Source organism: Paraburkholderia lebeckiae (genome assembly GCF_050436225.1).
Taxonomy (GTDB): domain Bacteria; phylum Pseudomonadota; class Gammaproteobacteria; order Burkholderiales; family Burkholderiaceae; genus Paraburkholderia; species Paraburkholderia tuberum.
This window is the reverse complement of record NZ_JBNDLU010000002.1, coordinates 4,104,548-4,120,339: the sequence shown is the minus strand read 5'-3', so window position 1 is coordinate 4,120,339 and position 15,792 is coordinate 4,104,548. Positions and strand designations below refer to the sequence as shown.

At 60.0% G+C, this 15,792-nt stretch carries 17 protein-coding genes; 6 read left to right on the top strand and 11 right to left on the bottom strand.

All coding sequences use genetic code 11. From position 1 onward, the window contains the following. Positions 1-286: 286 nt before the first annotated feature. A complete protein-coding gene (locus OKW45_RS33550; protein ID WP_429473134.1) occupies positions 287-742 on the bottom strand; it encodes a hypothetical protein in 456 nt (151 codons plus the stop codon). Between the two features lie 557 nt (positions 743-1,299). Here OKW45_RS33550 and OKW45_RS33545 point away from each other — a divergent pair. The 3 genes from OKW45_RS33545 to OKW45_RS33535 are packed head-to-tail and all read left to right on the top strand — an operon-like array spanning position 1,300 to position 5,996. Next, entirely contained in the window at positions 1,300-3,318 is a 2,019-nt protein-coding gene (locus OKW45_RS33545; protein ID WP_429473133.1) for a site-specific DNA-methyltransferase, read from the top strand. After that, positions 3,311-5,677, top strand: coding sequence for a DEAD/DEAH box helicase family protein (locus tag OKW45_RS33540; RefSeq protein WP_429473132.1), 2,367 nt, complete (start codon positions 3,311-3,313; stop codon positions 5,675-5,677). The genes OKW45_RS33545 and OKW45_RS33540 overlap by 8 nt, the downstream gene beginning before the upstream one ends. Positions 5,678-5,735: 58 nt before the next feature. Then, positions 5,736-5,996, top strand: a complete 261-nt coding sequence (locus tag OKW45_RS33535) for a hypothetical protein (RefSeq protein WP_429473130.1) — start codon at positions 5,736-5,738, stop codon at positions 5,994-5,996. A 141-nt stretch (positions 5,997-6,137) separates the two neighbouring features. Here the strand turns inward: OKW45_RS33535 and OKW45_RS33530 are convergent, their stop codons facing one another. The 7 genes from OKW45_RS33530 to OKW45_RS33500 all read right to left on the bottom strand — a co-directional run bounded on the left by OKW45_RS33530 (position 6,138) and on the right by OKW45_RS33500 (position 10,944). Further along, the gene (locus OKW45_RS33530; protein ID WP_429473129.1) at positions 6,138-6,407 is read right to left on the bottom strand and encodes a hypothetical protein; all 270 of its coding nucleotides are present in this window, start codon (positions 6,405-6,407) and stop codon (positions 6,138-6,140) included. Between the two features lie 30 nt (positions 6,408-6,437). After that, on the bottom strand, positions 6,438-7,013 hold the full coding sequence (locus tag OKW45_RS33525) for a recombinase family protein (protein ID WP_429473128.1): 576 nt from the start codon (positions 7,011-7,013) through the stop codon (positions 6,438-6,440). Next, positions 7,010-7,618, bottom strand: a complete 609-nt coding sequence (locus tag OKW45_RS33520; RefSeq protein ID WP_429473127.1) for a hypothetical protein — start codon at positions 7,616-7,618, stop codon at positions 7,010-7,012. The genes OKW45_RS33525 and OKW45_RS33520 overlap by 4 nt, the downstream gene beginning before the upstream one ends. Beyond that, the gene (locus OKW45_RS33515) at positions 7,608-8,000 is read right to left on the bottom strand and encodes a hypothetical protein (RefSeq protein ID WP_429473126.1); all 393 of its coding nucleotides are present in this window, start codon (positions 7,998-8,000) and stop codon (positions 7,608-7,610) included. Before OKW45_RS33515 ends, OKW45_RS33520 begins: the two co-directional genes overlap by 11 nt. Further along, on the bottom strand, positions 8,000-8,338 hold the full coding sequence (locus OKW45_RS33510; RefSeq protein WP_429473124.1) for a hypothetical protein: 339 nt from the start codon (positions 8,336-8,338) through the stop codon (positions 8,000-8,002). The genes OKW45_RS33515 and OKW45_RS33510 overlap by 1 nt, the downstream gene beginning before the upstream one ends. Before the next feature lie 212 nt (positions 8,339-8,550). Continuing rightward, the gene (locus tag OKW45_RS33505; RefSeq protein WP_429473123.1) at positions 8,551-9,081 is read right to left on the bottom strand and encodes a DUF2628 domain-containing protein; all 531 of its coding nucleotides are present in this window, start codon (positions 9,079-9,081) and stop codon (positions 8,551-8,553) included. Between the two features lie 69 nt (positions 9,082-9,150). After that, positions 9,151-10,944 carry a hypothetical protein gene (locus OKW45_RS33500; protein WP_429473122.1) on the bottom strand — a complete coding sequence of 598 codons (1,794 nt, stop codon included), beginning with the start codon at positions 10,942-10,944 and terminating at the stop codon, positions 9,151-9,153. A gap of 208 nt (positions 10,945-11,152) precedes the next feature. On the opposite strand from OKW45_RS33500, the gene OKW45_RS33495 reads away from it, so the two are divergent. Further along, positions 11,153-11,419 (top strand): helix-turn-helix domain-containing protein, encoded by a 267-nt coding sequence (locus tag OKW45_RS33495; protein WP_429473120.1) that lies wholly within the window; start codon positions 11,153-11,155, stop codon positions 11,417-11,419. Between the two features lie 35 nt (positions 11,420-11,454). Here the strand turns inward: OKW45_RS33495 and OKW45_RS33490 are convergent, their stop codons facing one another. Continuing rightward, on the bottom strand, positions 11,455-11,964 hold the full coding sequence (locus tag OKW45_RS33490) for a hypothetical protein (RefSeq protein WP_429473118.1): 510 nt from the start codon (positions 11,962-11,964) through the stop codon (positions 11,455-11,457). 474 nt (positions 11,965-12,438) lie between these two features. Here OKW45_RS33490 and OKW45_RS33485 point away from each other — a divergent pair, with 474 nt between their 5' ends. Beyond that, on the top strand, positions 12,439-13,641 hold the full coding sequence (locus OKW45_RS33485; RefSeq protein WP_429473117.1) for a class I SAM-dependent methyltransferase: 1,203 nt from the start codon (positions 12,439-12,441) through the stop codon (positions 13,639-13,641). A gap of 31 nt (positions 13,642-13,672) precedes the next feature. Beyond that, positions 13,673-13,867, top strand: coding sequence for a DUF2905 domain-containing protein (locus OKW45_RS33480; RefSeq protein ID WP_018418711.1), 195 nt, complete (start codon positions 13,673-13,675; stop codon positions 13,865-13,867). Between the two features lie 34 nt (positions 13,868-13,901). Here OKW45_RS33480 and OKW45_RS33475 read toward each other — a convergent pair whose 3' ends face one another. Further along, positions 13,902-15,134, bottom strand: coding sequence for a multifunctional CCA addition/repair protein (locus tag OKW45_RS33475; protein WP_429473115.1), 1,233 nt, complete (start codon positions 15,132-15,134; stop codon positions 13,902-13,904). Beyond that, a complete protein-coding gene (locus OKW45_RS33470; protein WP_429473114.1) occupies positions 15,131-15,784 on the bottom strand; it encodes a glutathione S-transferase family protein in 654 nt (217 codons plus the stop codon). Before OKW45_RS33470 ends, OKW45_RS33475 begins: the two co-directional genes overlap by 4 nt. Between the last annotated feature and the right edge of the window lie 8 nt (positions 15,785-15,792).

The following is a 15,792-nucleotide window of genomic DNA, read 5'->3' as shown; positions in this document are numbered from 1 at the left end:
TGTGCCGTCCGGGATCCGCGTTCGCGTGGTGAGCCCGGCCGCCGCGTCACCCTGGTGTTGTGGCGACAAAGGCAACAGCCCGCCTAGTCGCCGGCGGTCTCCTTGGCGACCGCCTTCGGCGCACGACGACACTAGCGCGTCATCCTCGGCAGATGAAGCCGAGGAGCCTGCCCCATGCGTTCAGCAATGGACGCAAGAACCGGTCACTCAATCCGCTGTGCTGTTCCGTCGTTTCAGTGCGGGGGGCTACTGTACTCATGGGGTGATAGGCCGCGCCGAGGGGGCATCAGATCGAGGGATCCGGCTTCCTGTCGTCATAGATGACGGAAACATTGTCATGATTCTGTAGCCATGCCTGATAGTCTATGCTTTGCCACGCTACGAATACCACCGCTCCCCACCGATCAAACGCTTCGACATCATCGATCGTATAGTGTGAGCCCCAGAGCACGAGGTACAGCGGCGAGCGACGGAAGTTCTTGAGTGTTTGCTGGGAGCACACTTGGATCCGTGAGCCATCGCTAAAGACATACTCTCGCTTGCGGAATAGTGTGTCTGCAAGCGCGGGGTTCGCGGCATTGAGCACATCTGCGAGCAACGTGTCTTTCACTTGATCCATGCTAGGAACAACGATCACGCCTTCGCGGTGTTGGTCAAGCAATTGTAGAAACTTTGCAAGGCCCGCACGCGTGCCATCGATGTTGTCACCAGCTGATTTGGCCAGGTACCGATCCCGATTCATGTAGTTTGTTCTCCGTGTGATTCCCGGCCAGGACGGTGGCTGCCCGGCACCGGTCCGTCATACTACAGGAGATCAGCTCACGGGCTGCCGACAGAGAAAAGCACCCTAGTCGTGTCCCGAAGTCTGCCGTTTGGTGTGGCCATAGCGCCGAAAGCGGTCGTCGTGCGTTGCGCCGCCACCCAATACGTAATCCGCAACGCGCCCCGCCGGGGTGACAAATGACCAATTCAGGCAACCTCTACGGCGAGACCCGCGCTGATCGCCGGAATTACCGCATCACCGCTTCGCCAACTCGGCCTGCCGAGACGCCACCCTACGCGCGTCTTCAAAAAACACCTGTCTATTTGTACAGTATATACTTGGGCGCGTCTTTGGCACGGTGCGTACACACGCCATTGATACGCCCTCGTGCCAAACCGACGACTTTGCTCGTCTATTTCGCGCTCGGTAAGCTTGGGCTGCATTGATGCCGGCAGCTACAATGCTACGCTCGCCCTATATACGGCCAAATTTTCGGCGGCCGCGTGCTCGCCCCGCCTTTCCGATTCAGGTTGCCGATGGACTTTGAAGAACTGCCCCGTTCCGCTCTCATCCGCTTGCTGCAAGAACAAGACGCAGCGGCGAAAGAGGCCGGCAAAAACGGCATCGTAATGAGCTACACGGGCCGCACGGCTCCGTGGCAAATCATTCGTTTGGTGAAACCCAAACTCAGCAAGATCGTCAAGAAATTTTCGGTCGGCAGCGAAGAACGCCAATCTCAGAATGAAATCTGGGACGGCGAGAACCTGTCCACTATGGTCACGCTTTATAAACATCGCGGCCAGGTGGATTTGATCATCACCGATCCGCCCTACAACACGGGCGAAGACTTCCGTTACAACGACAAATGGGACAAAGATCCCAACGACCCTGACCTCGGCGAACTGGTTGCTAAAGACGACGGTTCACGTCACAGCAAGTGGCTCAAATTCATGACGCCGCGTATTTGGATGATGCGCGAAATGCTAAAGCCAGGGGGGGTGATTGCGGTGTGCATCGACCATCGCGAGCTCTATCGCCTCGGGATGCTCATGGACGAAATTTTCAAGGAAGATAATCGCGTCGGCATCATCAATTGGCAAAAAGCGTACTCGCCGAAAAGCGATACTGGCGGGAAGCGCGGTGGACTGTCGTCGGCCACCGAATACGTGCTCGTGTATTCGAAAAACAGTGATCGCTCAAAAACCGGCCTGCTCGACAGAACCGAGGAGATGAACGCCCGATACACAAACATCGACGACGACCCCGAGGGCGATTGGGCATCCGACAATCCGGCGGGCACGGGCTCCGACACTCATCCGAAGATGGTCTACGCCATCCAAAGTCCATTCACAGGCGAACTGTTTTACCCGCCTGAAGGCTCGCATTGGCGAAATGAAAAAACTCGTATGCGCGAATGGCTTCAGGCTTGGGGCTCCGAATACGAAGAAAAGTGGATTGACGACGGCAACGAGTTTGTCGACGAGAAGACGGGCAAGACCGTGAAGGTCAAAGCGTTGGTCATCAGGGGCAGCAAGTTCGCCGATGGTGCGCCGGCAGGGCCCGCCGCTTTGCTGGCCAAGGCGAAGAAGGCCGCTGAGGCGAAATACGAGGCCAAGCAGTGGCCACGATTGATTTTCACCAGCCAAGGGCTGGGGGGCCCGCGTCTGAAGCGTTACCTGAAAGAGATCAAGAAGGGCAAAGTTCCAATGACCTATTGGGCCGACGAAGACTACGAAGAGCCGCTCAATATCGAAAGCCAGTCGTGGGATCACGAAGAATCGGGACACAGCCAAACCGGGGTAAGCGAACTTGACGCAGTGGTCGGCAAGGGGCACGAATTCAAGACCGTGAAGCCGTTGAAGCTGATTAAGAAAATCATTCAAATCTGGTGCCGTCCAAACGGCATCGTTCTCGATCCATTCGCAGGCTCGGGGACGACAGGGCAAGCAGTGTTGGAATTGAACGCCGAAGGCGATGCGAATCGCCGCTTCATTTTGATAGAGCAAGGCAACACCGAAAGGGGCGATCACTACGCAAAAACCTTGACCGCCGAGCGCGTGAAGCGAGTGGTCACGGGAGATTGGGCGAGTGGGAAGCGCACGCCTATGCCGGCCGGTTTTCGCTTCATCGAATTGCAACGAGGAAAGATCGATGCGGACGCCGTGAACGCGCTTGCCCGCGAGGAAATGATCGACCTCCTGCTGACAAGTTATTGGAACAAGGCGGAGAAGGCCAGATCGTATCTCCAACGACTGCCCGGCGGGACACATCGCCATCTGTTCGCGGTGAATCCAAAAAACGAGGGTTTTTTCCTAATATGGGATTCGCCAGACGAGGACTCGTTGTTGAATCGCGATGCCTTCAAACGAATTGTGACGGAAGCGAAGGAAGCAGGTCTCGCGGCCCGCTACCATATTTACGCGTCGATCGCGACATACACGGGCACCGGGATCGAGTTCTATAAGATACCTGACGCTGTTTTGGAGCAGATTGGCTTTGACCCGCGCTCTGATTCCTACAACAACGAAGATGCCGAGGATGCGGTTGATGCTTGACCTAAAAGTATTTCAAACCCACGCCGCGCAACTGATTGCCGACCGCTACGCTTTTTTCGCAAACCATCCGGACCGTCCGTGGAAGGGTAAGACACCGCGCCCGTTTTTTCAGGCCCTTTCTGCAATAACCGGCTCCGGAAAAACCCCGATGCTCGCGCAAGCGGTTGCACTTATGCGCGCGCATTTCTCCTCCGAGCCGATCGTCTTCTGGATGTCCAAGGCGAAATCGGTCGTGGCCCAAACCTACACGAATTTCTCTGGCGGCAAATACAGCGAGATCGTTGACGGCTTCAATGTGATCAACGTCGGGCAACTGTCCCCTAGCCTCATCTCGGACGGATCAACGCCTCTGCTTGTGCTCTCCACCACCGGTCTCTTCAACAACAAAGATCAAGCCGAAGGCGCGTTGAACATCTACAAGCAGGACGAAGACCTGTTCGGCAAACAGTCGCCGTGGGAGCGGCTCATCGAGCGGTCCGACAACGGAAAGCGCCGCCCCCTCCTAATTGTCTACGACGAAGGGCACAATCTCTCGCCTCAACAAACGGAACTGCTCGCCGAGTTGGAACCAGACGCCTACCTGCTGGCGTCGGCGACCTTGAAGCTGCCGGACGCGTTCAACAAATCGGTCATTCAGCACATCAAGCTGTGGGTGGACGACGCGGCCGGCGATGTGGCCGCCTTCAAGGAATTGCGCGCGGTAGACGAGCATGGCGAGCCCGACGCCGGACGGTTCGTCACCACGACCGTGAACAGCGAAGACGTCGTCGACGCCCAGCTCGTCAAGCGGGCCATTCAGTTCGACGGCACGACGGCCGCGATGGAGCATTGCCTCGACGAGCTGACTGACCGCCTAGCAGTTTTGCAAGAGGAAATCGACTCGCGCGGCTTGGGATTTAAACCGAAGGCAATCTACGTCTCCAAAACGAACGTCGGTGATGATGGGGAGAAAGATGACCACGGCCTACCCTTCCAGCAGCGCCAAGCACCGCCGATCCGAATTTGGCGTTATCTGGTCGAAAAGAAAGGTACCGATCCGAAATCAATCGCCATCTACGCGAACCTTGCTTTTGCGGAAGGCACGAAGCCTGACGAAGTCAACCTGTTCTCGAAAGGCGAAGGCGACTTCGACGACTTCACGGCCGGCGACTACCAGCACATCATTTTCAACCTCGCGCTGCAAGAGGGATGGGACGACCCGGCTTGCTACCTTGCTTATATCGACAAGAGCATGGGGTCACCGATCCAAGTCGAGCAGATCATCGGACGCGCCTTGCGCCAATACAACGCGACGCATTACGACACCGCGCTACTCAACTCCGCCCACTTCTTCCTTCGCGTGGACAAGCAGAGCGTCTTTGTGGAGGCCATCGACGCCGTCAAAAAGAAACTGCAAAAAGAAGGCGCGCCAATTGAGATCATCAGCAACTTCGGCAGCGGCAACTCGGGCGCGGCGGACGTCAAGCCGAAAGAGGATGTGGTGGTTTCTCTTAGCCCCGTCCGCGTTGAAGCAGACGCCGCCGCGAAGAAGATCGGGGAGCTCGTGTCCCAATTCTTCACTTTCGACGAGAGCAGCGTCGACACAGTCGCCCAAGCTCATGCTGCCAAGAAACTTGTCGATCTAAAAAAGTTGAATGGTGAAGATGAGCCCACCTCTTGGATTGCGCAAGGACAAACGAACCCTGTTCGACTTCGTTGGCTTGTGAACAATGCCTTACGCAGTCGCTCAAACCGAGCCCTGGCCGCCACCAATCTAAAAGGGACAAAGTTTGACGTGCGAGTGCAGGCGCAAAGCAACGCTCACAAGGCCGCCGAATCTTTGGCAGCCAACATCGTCAAGACCTATTTCCAGCATTCGGAATTGGTCTACGCCAGCGAAAACGATTTCCCGTTCGGAACCATGCGGGTTCCCAAAGCGGGAACGGCTTTCGCGAATGGCCTCTATGAGCGCTATCACGGGTTCAACAAATTTGAATTGGCATTCGCTCAGGCAATCGACGCGAGCGGCTTCACGTGGCACCGCAATCCGAGCGCGGGCGGCTTTTCGATCCCCTTGCTCTCCGAAGGCGACACTGCTTCCTTCTATCCGGACTTCATCGTCTGGAAGAAAAACCTGATTTATTGCTTGGACACAAAGGGCGGCCATCTTCTGTCCGACGCCGTGGCGCGTAAGCTCTTCGACATCCAAGACGGCGGAAAGACCAAGATCCAGGTGCGGTTCATCAGTGAAGGCACGCAGACCGAATTGCGTGGCAAGGCGGTCAAGGGTGGCTACACCGTATGGAAAATGAAGACTGGAAATCCTACGGCCATCCACGTTGACGACTTGAATGATGCCCTGAAAGAATCCCTGAAGTGATTCATAAACCTCGCGTCAGACTTTTGTCCAGTTAGCCGCGAAAACGAGAGAAAGTTGAATGAGCCAAAACCGATATGAAATTTTGAAAAATCTGCATGACACAGATGGGAAACTGGCCTACATGCTGGAGGTTTTCGGGGACACGCTTGCTCAGCGCGAGGGTTACAAGGAATTGAACGGGATGGACGCAATTCACTTCTATCTTGTCCACAAAATGAAATGGATTCCATCGCAAGCCAGGGCGATGTCGGCGTCCGATCTTCGCTTCGTCCTGACCGAGGAAATGTCTGGCTGGACTGCACCGCCAGAGGCACGATAGGCCATTCGTCTGACCGTCGCGGACCTCGCTACGAATGCTAGCAACGGGAGGTGAGACTCAGCCACCGCCCGCATCCACGACGAACAGCTGTGCTTTTCAGCTCACGACACTTCTGACGCTAAACGCCATGGCCTGTGCCCTTCAGAGCAGTCCGCTCTGTCGGCTAGCGCTAGACTGTCTGTCGAGGAGCTCGCCGAACGCCGACGCGCAGCGGTTTAGCGTGACACGCGACGGCTTGAACGCGTGCTGCGCGCGGCGAAGCTCTAGAACTCGCGCGCCTACATCGAGGATGTCGACTACCGGCAGAGCCGGGTACTTGACCAGCGCCTCGTCGCCATGCCCGCCGGCTACGAGCGGTACGTACCCCGAAGAGGCCGAAAAGTCTGCAGAAGCGAAGTGGCGATCGGTCAATGCACCCGCTCCTCTGTCCACTTAATGTTGTCAACTGCCTGTGGCCGCGCAATACCTGTGCACTGTCACGCGGTCAATCCCGAATTCTCGGGCGAGCTGGCTGCGGTTCTCACCGGTATCAAACCGCCGTCGCAACTCGGCCTGCTGCTCGGCTGTGAGCTTGGGTTTGCGGCCCTGATATTTCCCGACTTCCATTCGGGCGCGGGCGATTCCCTCTCGCTGCCGCGCCTTTCGGATGCTGTTCTCGAACTCGGCGAACGCCGCGAACATGGTCAACGCCAGCTTGCCCGCGGGCGTGCCCGTGTCGAAATTCTGAAGGAGGATAACCAGCCGCACGCCCCGCGCATCCAGCGTATTGATAGTCGATAGCACGTCAACGGCGCTCCGGCCAAGTCGGTCGAGCGCGTAGACAGTGAGGATATCGCCTTCACGGAGGTATCCGGCGCAAGCAGCCCACCCGCTGCGACTGTCGGCAGCAGTCGTGCCGCTCGTTGCCTCGTCCGTAAATTCCCGATCAATCTCGTAACCTGCGGTCGCTATCGCCTGACGCTGGTTTTCGACGGTTTGGCCTGCCGTTGATACGCGCAGGTATGAAATCATGCTCATGAATATCTCGATTTGTGGGGGGCGTCACTGTGCTCGTCTTTCCGCGATAGCCACTCTGTCGCCATCGCGAATTGGTCCTCAAACCACCGCAGGAAAGGATCGAAGACTTCGCAGTGCCACAGTGCTTGCCGGGTTGAATGCACGACTACGTACTCAGGTAGCAGCGAGTCGTCGACGTAGCCCCCCGCCACACGGCGCGGGTCCGAGTCGAAGAAACGCAAATCGCAGGATCGACCGGCGAGGAAAATAGCAATGCGGATACTGTTCGCCGAAATGGAGAACGACACCGCCGGGTTGAGGTTGTCAAAGCGCACGGTCACGTCGATCCGGGTGCGCCTGACCGGGATCATTGCGCCGAGCGTTTCAGCGTGACGCTCTTTCCACGTCATAAAAACTCTGCGCCGCTGGACGTACTGTTCGTGCTGGTCGCGTATTTCAGATGCACTGGCCTCGAAGCGCGAGCGGTCGTTGTGCTTGTGCAGACTGCGAGCTGGGGACTTCTCGCTCCGGCGACGTTTCTTCTGGTATCTCCGCTCGATGGGATCGGCGAGATTCTTTAGGCGGATTGGCCTTCTGCGAGCATGGAGGCATATATCAGTCGCCATGGTCCGCCCCCTTTCCCACGTAGTCTGCGGTGTAGCGCCGGCACTCGATCGACAGGCCATGAGCGGGCGAGAGCAATTCGCCCAGCTCAACGAGCAACCGGCCCAACGCTGCCGCGTGCTCCGCGCTGACTTCGCCGTCTGCAATCTGTTGCGCCGTGCTTGCCTGAAGCAACGCGACCGACGAGAACCCGCCATGCACGATCTGCAACGCAAGTTCGGCGGACTCCGCGAGGCTCACCAGCAGGTCGGGATCGGCCTCTGCATAGTCGGGCTCGCCGGACACCGTAATGGGCAAGGACGGCAGTTGCCGAAGCAGGTCACGCAGCGGTCGCCGGATCAGGCGCATGGAAGCTGCGGCGGGCGAGACGGGGAAGGTTTCCATCAGTATTCCTCTGGAAACAGGAGCGCCGTCACGCTGCGATCCGCTTCCGTGATGATCCATACACGCTTTTCTGCAATGTCATAGCTCGATAGGATGCGCGCGCCGTGTTCGACAGAAAGGCAGTTCGCGCGCGCGTCCTCTGGCGGCACCATGCCCCAATCGCCGCGAACGTGACGCCTGAGATACGGGTCCGCAGCGATACCGCGGTGCTCTAGATGGGTCAATACCCTCCTCGTCGCCACGATCTGGCCAAGCCTGAAAAGCGGCCGCGCTGGCAGGAGCACGCCTAGGCTAGACGGCTGTTGAAGGGGGTTTTCATCCGGGTTCGTGCGGGTCATGAGATTTCTCTCCAGTGAAGCGAAGGACTCTCCGCCACGGCAACCGGGTCCATAAATGCAAAAAGCCAGAGCATCGCGCTCTGGCTTTTGCGGCAGGTACTCGGTCGAGCTGTAACGGCGTCGATGGGAGGCGCGGTGCGCCGGGTGTCAAGCTGTATGTGTATCAATCATGCAGGCGACTCCAATTCAGAATCGCGGTCAGACCGTGCCCATCACCACCATTCCTTCCGGCCGAGCACGGTCTTCCGGTAGTAATCGACGTTCGCACATTGCTTGAACATGACGGCCGAGACGATCCAGAGAAAGTTGTCGATGGGCACGTTCAGTGCGTCACCGCCCATGCCGAGGATGACGCCGATCACGAGCGCGGCTAGCGATAGCGTGATGGCCTTGCGCCACATGCCGAGATACAGGTAGTAGAAAGGCCCGAACACGAACGCCCACAGGTTCGCGGTAATCAGCCGTCTCTCCTTGCCGGTGAGCTGCTTCGCCTCCGGCCAGCGCCACCACCGAACCCGCTCACCGCCCGCCTTCTCGATGGCAGCGAAGCGCCGCCGCCACTTGTCTGACGGCTCCGCCAGATTGTCAGTAGCCTGCGCCGGTGCAGTCCGAGCTTGCTGCACCGGCTGGCCCAGAGATGAGACGGGCGGCGTCGACGTGAGGATCGCGACCGACTTGCCGCAGTTGCTACAGAAGGCCGCGCTCGCGCCGAACTGCGTCCCGCATTGTTCACAAAATGCCATGAAGGTGATCTCCTAATTGTTCGCGACACGTCGCCGGACAGCAGCGCGTCAGCCAGATAATGTGAGCGGTTAGTGACCCAGCACAAGGTGGCACGTGCGGGTCTTATCGCCACGCCAGTTCGTCAATGCGCCATCGGCCTGAAACGCCGGCCGCTCCGTCGTACCGACAAATCGCCCGCTGAAGGCAGTAGTCCACGCATGCTCAGCATCGGCGTACTGCCCGGTGCCGCTTAGCTGCAAGGTCAGATCGGGGCCGACCGTACCCGTGAGAACCTCGCGGTATGGATGCTCGCCGTGCGATTGACGCACGAGCTGCCCTCGTCCGTTACGAATGGTCAGCTTGACGCGATGAGTCCATGCATCCGAATCGGGCACCAAGCCCGCGCCGCTGTATGGACCGCATGCATAGGTACCGTGCCAGTCGCCTTCGAGGTCCGCTGGTACCAGCGTTCGACTCACGGGCTGCGGCGCAGGAGTCGTGGTTGTCGCCAATGTCGGCGTCTGGGTTTGCGCCGCCGTAATTGCAGGAGGCGGCGATGCTTTGACCGCTGACTCCTGCTCAAGGCGCAACGCCCTGGCCCGAAGCTGCTGCGCCTGCGTATTGGCGGGATCGAGCAGCAGGATGGCCTCGGTCGTCGCCACGGCGCTCCGGTACTGCATGCGGTTGAACTCGGCCCGCGCCTTCCGCAACAGCAGTTGTAGCTTGGCAGCCTGATCGGCGTACGCGCTGGCCTGTGTTGGTAGCGGTGCACCGGCGTCATCCCCACGCATCGCGGCCGAAGCAGCGGCAGGCTGAGCCGCTATCGATACCGGTTCAGCTACCGACAGAGCCACAGCAGACGCGGCACTGGTGGCGGCTTGCCGTGATGCTGGAGCTGACACGGGTGCCGGAACTACATTGTCCGCAGGTGCCGGATTGCTGGCGACGTCGGGCACGGCGCTGGCCGCAGCCGGCTCGCTGCCAGTTGTCGCAATTGTGGCAACCGGCGGATTGCTGGTACTGGCCCCTTTATCCGCACGGTTGCCATGACTGAGCAGCGACAGAACCAGGAGGTTCAGCCGATGAAAGACGTTGCGATCGCCGGCATTCTCACGGGTCGATGCGCCTGGGTTGACCTCGGCCGAACTCGATTGCGTCGCGTTCGACCCAGACTGGCCGGAGGGTACTTTCGCAGTCGAAGTATTCGAGGATACGACAGGCGATGCCGCCTCTCCTTCCGTCAAAACGATGGGCTCGACATCCCTAATATCCTGAGCCTCGGCCGTCTCTCTCGAAAAGTTGATGCCGGTAGTGTTGGTGTACAGCAGGTGCCAACCGCGCTCGCTTTGCACAAAAAGGTCGGCTTCCTGCACCTGATAAGCCGCGGCTATGTGGTGATTAGGGGTATTGAGCGCCATCAGCCCTATAGCTCGGAGATTACAGTCCTTGAAATCCGAACTGGTTGCCGGGCTATTAGTGAAACCAGAGAGCTCCTCGACGCTTGTGAGCACTCTTCCGCCTGGTTGCACGACATACCGCTGCAACTGTGCTGGATCTTTAAGTACCAAAACGAAGTTGCTCGCGATCGCGTACGACTGCTTATCGCCTGCCGGCGCACCGTCGATACGCCGCACGTTTCTGACCGCCCATAACGGGCACGAGCCGTAAAGGTCGTGAATCGCGGCCTCGATCTCCTTATTGTTGGGCTTCGACGTATCTATGGCGCCGCTGGGCTGTGACGTAGATACGTCGTTATTGGGTTTTGACGTATCTACCTTGTTGCAGCCGGCGAGAAGCACGAATGCCAGAACGGGCGCGATGCAGCAAAGACTTGTTAATGACTTGTTGTTGTGCATGTTCTTGAAAGTTTTGTTGTATGCCATCCCGGCAAGTGCTCTCGAATTAGCACTCGCCGGACACCCCGGCGTAGTCCGTCGGCGGGCTCAGCCCCGCAACCGATTCCACGCGGCCATAACGACTCTCGCAATGGCCTTGATTGCATCAATGTCACTTATAGCGCGGGTAATCATAGAGCGTGTCCCTACACCGGTCAAACCCATACGCTAAGGGCTCTTTCAACATGAATCCCCGATGGATTACGATCCCCTTTCGCTATTCGGAAAGCGCCTGATCGAGCTACGCAAGGGCCGTAGCTGGTCGCAGGAGAGACTCGCATTGGAAAGCGGCCTCGCCCGCTCGTATCTAGGCGAGGTCGAGCGAGGTAAGCGCAACATCGCGCTCATCAACATTTGTGTACTGGCGCATACGCTTGGCGTGCCGCCGTCCGCGCTACTCGAGTTTAGCGAGCCAGCGACCGCTACCGAACCTGCCGCTGAAAGGTCGCCTAGCGGCCGCTAAGCTGTTTATCCCTGCCGACGATGTATCGGCTTCGGCTATTTGCCGGTCCCGGTTTTGATGTTCATTGAATGGATGCCTATTACCCAATGGCCGGCGATATTCTTGAAGTTATTGCGAATGCGCTCGGCCGGTACACATCCAACGGATGGATCGATGGCGTATTCGATACTCGTGCCAGAGGTGTGCGACGCCCGCCCCCGGTGAAAGAGGATATGTCGTCCGCATTGCATATCCTCGTGGAAATTCACAAGAATAAGAGCTAAATCTGGAATATCCGATACCTTGGAGATCTCTTTATATACACTCCCGACGAATTCCAGTTGGGCGAGTAGTGCCGCAATATGAGTTTCGCCGTAATAGAACGGCCCTCGCGCCGGGTGTTTGAGCTTGGTAACGGCGATTTCGCGCACCTGCTCGATCGTCTTGCCTGAAATCATGGCGCAGCAACTCCAGATGTCATCGAACTCACTCATCTGAGGGACGAAGGTAAAAGCCGGAGTAAATGTAGTCGGGGTGCTCTCAATCGTGGTCGGAATAGCAGGCATGGATTAAGTCCTGAAAATGCAAAAGGTAAGCGCGCAGCAACGCCTGCCTGGCGGCATCGGACATTTGGGTTAGATCAGAAGGGGAAATTGAGAGGAAAACCCAGCAAATTTCCGGCAGATTTGCTAAGGCATGCGCTGCGGCGCGAGCGGCGAGCCGAAAACCAGTTTTTGGCCGGTTTTTCGGTCGTATGGTTATGCTACCAGGGTGCCATCAGACCTTCAATGGCCAAATAACTTTGGCCAGGCGTGCGAAAGCTAAACGCATTCTAACGAGTTCAAGCAGACGCGTGCTCCCAACGGCGTTCTTGCGCAACGACGGGCGCCCTGGCACACTGACGGCACAACGGCAGCGAAAACTCATGAAACACGGCGATAAGAAATTCAAACACGGTTAGCGTAACCCGTTGAATTTGTTGTCGTCAGTTATCCTCCACTGTCCCGGCAAATCGTAAAGGAGCCATTTACAATGCGGGGATGAATCCCAAAGCTCACCAACCCGACAGTTTACCTGCTCCCGGCCCGAGCGCGCTCGCGCAGTCCGACGCGCTCGTCGCCGAAATCCGCGCGCAGCTCGACGCGGCCGGCGGCTGGCTGCCGTTCGACCGCTACATGGAGCGCGCGTTGTACGCGCCGGGGCTCGGCTACTACAGCGGCGGTGCGCGTAAATTCGGCCTGCGCGCCGACGACGGCAGCGACTTCGTCACCGCGCCGGAATTGTCGCCGCTGTTCGCCGCGACGCTCGCGCGCCCGCTCGCCGAAGCGTTGGAGGCGAGTGGCACGCGCGATGTGATGGAGTTCGGCGCCGGCACCGGCAAGCTCGCCGCGGGCTTGCTCAATGCGCTCGACACGCTCGGCGCCGAGTTCGACAGCTATTCGATCATCGATCTATCGGGTGAGCTGCGCGAGCGGCAGCGCGAAACGATCGCGGTGGCCGCGCCCGCGCTGCTCGCGAAAGTGCGCTGGCTCGACGCGTTGCCGCAGCGCTTCGAAGGCGTGGTGATAGGCAACGAGGTGCTCGATGCGATGCCGGTGCGGCTCTTCGCGCAAAACGGCGGTGTCTGGCGCGAGCGCGGCGTGGTGTGGCGCGACGGCGCCTTCGCGTTCGACGACCGCCCCGTCGCGGCCGCCGCGGACCTTGCGCTGCTGACCGAAATCGATGCGACCCGCGACCCGGCCGGCGACGACTACGTGACAGAAACGCACGAAGCCGCGCGCGCCTTCACGCGCACCATCTGCACAATGCTCGCGCGCGGCGCGATCTTGCTGATCGACTACGGTTTTCCGCGCCACGAGTACTACCACGACCAGCGCGCGCAGGGCACGCTGATGTGCCACTACCGGCACCGCGCGCACGGCGACCCGTTCCTGTACCCCGGTCTGCAGGACATCACCGCGCACGTCGAATTCACCGGCATCGCCGAGGCGGGCGTCGAGACCGGCGCGGACCTGCTCGGCTTCACATCGCAAGCGCGCTTCCTCCTGAACGCGGGCGTCACCGAGGTGCTCGGCGAAATCGATCCCGCCGACGCCGCGCGCTTTCTTCCCGCCGCCAACGCGGTACAGAAGCTGCTGTCCGAGGCGGAGATGGGCGAGCTCTTCAAGGTGATCGCGTTTTCGCGCGGACTCGACGATACGCTGCGTGCCTTTTCGGGCGGCGATCGTTCGCATACGCTGTGATTGTGAATCCGCTCTGGCTCGAGGACTCGCGATGATTCGCTGGCTTTTGACTACCTTCGTCGCCGTCGCGGTGCTGTCGTCGTGCTGGCCGTGGCTGAGGAAGCTCGGCATCGGCCGTATGCCCGGCGACGTGACCTTGCGGCTGTTCGGCCGCGAGTATCCGTTTCCGTTCATGTCGACGCTGGTGCTGTCGATGCTGTTGTCGCTGTTGGCGCGGGTGTTGTAGGCGCCGTCGCGCGCTACTTTTCGCCCGCGCGACTTCAAGCCAGGGCAGCCTCTACCGCACGCACGCGCTCCTCATGCACGGCGTCCTTGATGCCGGCCGGCGCATCGGCGAGCCGCTGCGCCACTGCCCCTGCATCCACGCCTCGCGCGGCCACCAGTGCAAGCCTCAGCCGCTCGGCCTGCGGGTACTCGCTCATCTCGAAACCGAGCCGCCCGCGCGCATCCGACTCGCAGGCCTGCAGCGCCTCGGCGAAGCGCGCCGGCTTCCTGATCGCGTCGCTGCGCTCGAGCAGGCGCACCAGAGCCGCCGCCCCCATCTCCATCACGCGATGGATATTGCCGTGCTCGCGCGCGACCAGCACCGCCAGATCGCGGCACTCGTTCGGCACGCGCAGCCGCTCGCACAGCGGCTTCAGCAGATCGACGCTGCGGCCCTCGTGGCCGATGTGCCGCGGCAGCAGGTCCTCGGGCGTGGTCGCCTTGCCGAGGTCGTGCGTCAGCGCCGCGAAGCGCACCGGCAGCGTGTAGCCCTGCTGCGCGGCATGGTCTAGCACCATCATCACGTGGACACCGGTATCGACCTCGGGGTGATAGTCGGCGCGCTGCGGCACGCCGAACAGCGCGTCGATCTCCGGCAGAATCCGCGCGAGCGCGCCGCAGTCGCGCAGCACGCCGAACATCCGCGACGGCTTCTTCTCCATCAACCCGCGCGACACCTCCTGCCACACGCGCTCGGCCACCAGCGCATCGGCTTCGCCGTCAGCGACCATCTCGCGCATCAGCGCCAGCGTTTCCGGCGCGACCGTGAAATCGACGAAACGCGCCGCGAAACGCGCGATGCGCAGAATCCGCACCGGATCTTCGAGGAACGCGGCGCTGACATGGCGAAAAAGCCGCGCCTGCAAGTCAGCCTGGCCGTTGAACGGATCGATGACCGGGCCGGTCAGCTCACCGTCCGGGCGCACCTCGCGCGCCATCGCGTTGATCGTCAGATCGCGGCGCGCGAGGTCTTCTTCGAGCGTCACGTCGGGCGCATAGAAAAACTGGAAGCCGTGATAGCCGGCCGCCGTCTTGCGCTCGGTGCGCGCGAGCGCGTACTCCTCGTGCGTCTGCGGGTGCAGGAATACCGGAAAATCCTTGCCCACCGGCCGATAGCCCTGCGCGACCATCTGCTCGGGTGTCGCTCCCACCACCACGTAGTCGCGGTCCTGCACCGGCACGCCGAGCAGCTCGTCGCGGACCGCGCCACCTACTGCATAGATATTCATGGGCATTCGTCTTGATAGGCGATCGCGTGCGTTTCGCGGCGCGAGGCGTCGATCCATGCATTGACCGCGGGCAGCTCGGTGAGCCGCTCGACATAGGCGGCTGCGGTCTCCGACAACGCCGGCTTCCACGTGTTGAAGCGCATCGCGACCGGCGCGAACATCGCGTCGGCAATGCCGAATTCGCCGAACAGGTACGGACCGCCGTAGGTCTCGAGGCAGTCGCGCCAGATCGTCTCGATCCGCGCGATATCGGCGAGCGCGCCCGGCGTCGCGTTCTTGCCCGGGAACGACGCACGGATGTTCATCCACATCTTCGAGCGCAACTCGCCGAACCCCGAATGCATCTCGGCGCTGACGCTGCGCGCATGCGCGCGCGCCGCCGCGTCTCGCGGCCACAGCGCGTGTTGCGGGAAGCGCTCGGCGAGCGTTTCGGCGATCGCCAGCGAATCCCACACGGCCTGCCCGGCGTCGTCGATCAGGCATGGCACCTTGCCCGGTCCGCGCGGCGCCTGAGCGCGGATCTTCGCATTCGTGTCCGCTTCGTACAGCAGGATCAGTTCCTCGTCGAACGGAATGCCGAAGTGCGTGAGCAGCAGCCACGGACGCATCGACCACGACGAATAATTCTTGTCACCAATCAGCAGTTTCATACTGGTTA